Origin of the sequence: Mesorhizobium sp. M4A.F.Ca.ET.020.02.1.1 (assembly GCF_004022645.1) — a bacterium.
In the GTDB taxonomy this organism is placed as follows: Bacteria; Pseudomonadota; Alphaproteobacteria; order Rhizobiales; family Rhizobiaceae; genus Mesorhizobium.
In genome coordinates, this window is sequence record NZ_RZOI01000754.1 from 1 (window position 1) to 2,818 (window position 2,818).

The 2,818-nt window shown below is 64.7% G+C and carries 3 protein-coding genes; all 3 read right to left on the reverse strand.

Annotated elements, in window-relative coordinates:
- Window positions 1-182, reverse strand: a 182-nt coding sequence (locus EN742_RS38815; RefSeq protein WP_210214496.1) for a hypothetical protein, incomplete at its 3' end; no start/stop codon positions are given.
- Window positions 183-241: 59 nt separating this feature from the next.
- Window positions 242-2,383 carry a ParB/RepB/Spo0J family partition protein gene (locus EN742_RS30510; protein WP_128333637.1) on the reverse strand — a complete coding sequence of 714 codons (2,142 nt, stop codon included), beginning with the start codon at window positions 2,381-2,383 and terminating at the stop codon, window positions 242-244.
- A gap of 118 nt (window positions 2,384-2,501) precedes the next feature.
- Entirely contained in the window at window positions 2,502-2,702 is a 201-nt protein-coding gene (locus EN742_RS30515) for a hypothetical protein (RefSeq protein WP_095809211.1), read from the reverse strand.
- Window positions 2,703-2,818 lie beyond the last annotated feature (116 nt).

Genomic DNA, 2,818 nt, shown 5'->3' on the forward strand with positions numbered 1-2,818 from the left:
CATGCAGGGTAAAACATGCCGGCGAGCTGTAGGTCGCGCGCGTTCGCGGCGGCTCCTTCTTCACCAGGCGGCCAGTGCCATTGCGGCTCTCCCACGCGGAGAGCTTCTTTCTGAAGCGGGCCGGCGGTTTTGGCGTTGAATCGAAATCGTAGACGATATGGGCTGAGATGCAGAATCTCCATGTCGGAAACGAAAAAGGGCCCGGCGGTGATGCCGGACCCGGTGCGAAGCGGGAGGCCGTTTACTCGGCGGCCTCGAGTCGACCTTTTGCCTCGTCGGCTTGGGTCGTCGGTTCCTCGGACGCTGTGTCGGCAAGGAAGGCCGGCAGATCGGCCGCATCGCCGTCGAGAGCCGTCTCGTCCGTCACATCCTCCGTGACGGTCTCGCCGGCGTCGACTGCCGCGTCACCTTCGAGGCGTAGCGGCTCGGGCAGCCAGGTCGACCCTTCGAGAAGACGGGCGGCCTCTCGGGCCATCAAGTCCTTCTTCATGTGGTCGATCAGCTGCGCGGAACCCTCGCCGCGAGCCTCGCGCACCGCCTGAACGATCCTGGCCTTGGTGACGCGGCCGAGATAGTTGTCGACGGTCGGTTCCCAGCCGGCCGTGACCATGTCGAAGCCAAGGGTGGTGGCGAGCGCATCGGCATGGGCAAGCGCGCCCGGACGCCTGTTCCAGGACTCAATCACGGCGTTGAGCGACAGCGAGGCGCAGTGCGCGAACAGCGCCTTGCGGCTCGCTTCGTCGAGGCCGAGCAGGAAGTCCCAGAGCTTGTCGCTGTCTGGCATATCCCTATCCCATGCCTCGTGACGCTCCGCGATCTCCTTGGCCCAAGCAGTCTCAGCAAGGCCCTGGACCTGGCCAAAACTGTTGCTCGCAAAAGTGAGCTCGAGGCAGCTGTCCTTGGCGAAGCGGTAGTACACCTGCAGCACGAGGGCATGGAGAACGGCGACGAAGGCGATGTCGACGTTGCTTGCGAGCGCGTTGCGCAGCGCCAGCGTCTTCTGCGCGGTGAGGTCGAAGACAAGCCGTTCCGGCAGAGGCTTGATGCCTTCTTCCTCGGGCTCCTCGGTCGCTTCGGATCCGCCGTTCGTGGACCGGCCGTTCACGACGATGCCATTGGCGCCGTTCTCGTCGAACTGCGACGCGTCGCGAGCCCTGCCGTCGGCCTCCTCGTCATCGTCCACCTCGACGCGGGGTTCATCCTCGGGACGAACGAAGCCGGCTTCTACCTGCAACTGGCCGTTGGCGCCGAGCGTGACGAACGCCCCGGCAATGGCCTTCTGCGCCGGATCGTAGACCTGGGGACGATCGCCAAAACCGTCGAGCTCGGCGCCGAGCCGATCGAGCCTGTCCTCGATCTCCTGGTCGGCGTCTTCCATCTCGGCATATTTGGCGTCGAGCGCATCGTACTCCGCCTTCACCGCGTCGTGGCGGGCGATCTCCTCGGTGCTCATTTCCGCGGGTTCAGCATAGACCCGCCGCATGCCGGAAGTGTGGCCATAGGGGAAGCTGATCGCCGCCTCGACCCACTTCCATCCGTCGGCGCGGATGGTCTCGGCGTCGATCTTCAGCCTGTCGAAAACCTGTTGCTCGAGCAGTGCCGCATCCTGGAACCAGCCGCCGGAATCCTGCTCGAACAGGTCGCGCAGGATGACGCCGCCCGAGGCTTCGTATGCCTCGGCGCCGACATAGACCGCACGGCGATCATCGGCGCGAACCGTGGTCTCCGTCAGCAGGCGCCGGATGTAATAGGGCTCCTGCATGTGCGGATTGCCGGAGATGCGCTCCCAGACCTGCTCCTGGCGCGCATGGTCGTCGGAGATCGAGAACGCCATGATCTGCTCGAGGCGGATTTCGTCCTTCTCGTAAAGATCCAGCAGCTTTGGCGAGACCGAGGCGAGCCTCAGGCGCTGTTTGACTGTCGCCGCCGACACGAAGAAGCGGGCGGCGATCTCCTCCACGTCAAGCCCCTGCTCCCTCAGTGCCTTGAATGCGCGGAACTGGTCGAGCGGATGCAGGTTCTCGCGATGCACGTTCTCGGCAAGCGAGTCCTCCTCGGCCGAGGTCGTCCCGCTGCGATTGACGATGCAAGGGATCGGCTCGTTCTTCGTCAGACGCTTCTGCTTGACCAGAATGCCGAGCGCGAGATAGCGGCGGCCGCCGGCGGGCACTTCATAGGTGCCGGTCTCCTCGCCGTCCACATCGAGAACGGGCCGGACGTTCAAGCTCTGCAGGAGCTTGCGTCGACCGATGTCCTCGGCAAGCTGTTCGATGGTGAGGCCGTCCTTTACCCGGCGAACATTCTGCTGCGACAGGACAAGCTTGTCATAGGCGATGTTCTCCGAGGGGTTCATTGCGATCTTCTGAATGGCGCTTTTTGCCATGATCTGGGTCTCCATGACGGGCGGCCCGGAAACTCTCCCCGAACCTCCAAACCCGTCAGGAACCCTCCCCTCCGCCCTCTGCCTCTCGCGGCCGCTGCGCCGGCGCAAACCGGCGGCCTCAATGCGGTTCGGCGACGTCGACCCGTCCGGCTTTGCGCAGCGCCTCGAGCATGCGGGCGTGGTCCATGAGGATGTGGATGAGCGCCTGGCGATCGACGGTGACCGTCCTGCTGGTGCTGCGCGTACGATCGTGCCGCTCGTGCAGGGTCTCGAACTCGGCAAAAGTGGTGTAGAGCCGGAGAATGGGGCGACCGCTCATGGCGCGGTCCTCGGTTCGGCCGGTGCGGCCATGGTTCCAACGCCTGGGATGTCGCCGTCAGCATCAAGCTCGGTTGCAAGCCAGGCGCGGATCCCGACCGGAGTGAAGAACTTGAC

Bases quoted from the DNA above. Each gene is read 5' to 3' on its own strand.
- EN742_RS30510 (WP_128333637.1), bottom strand. From the start codon at position 2,383: ATGGCAAAAAGCGCCATTCAGAAGATCGCAATGAACCCCTCGGAGAAC.
- EN742_RS30515 (WP_095809211.1), bottom strand. From the start codon at position 2,702: ATGAGCGGTCGCCCCATTCTCCGGCTCTACACCACTTTTGCCGAGTTC.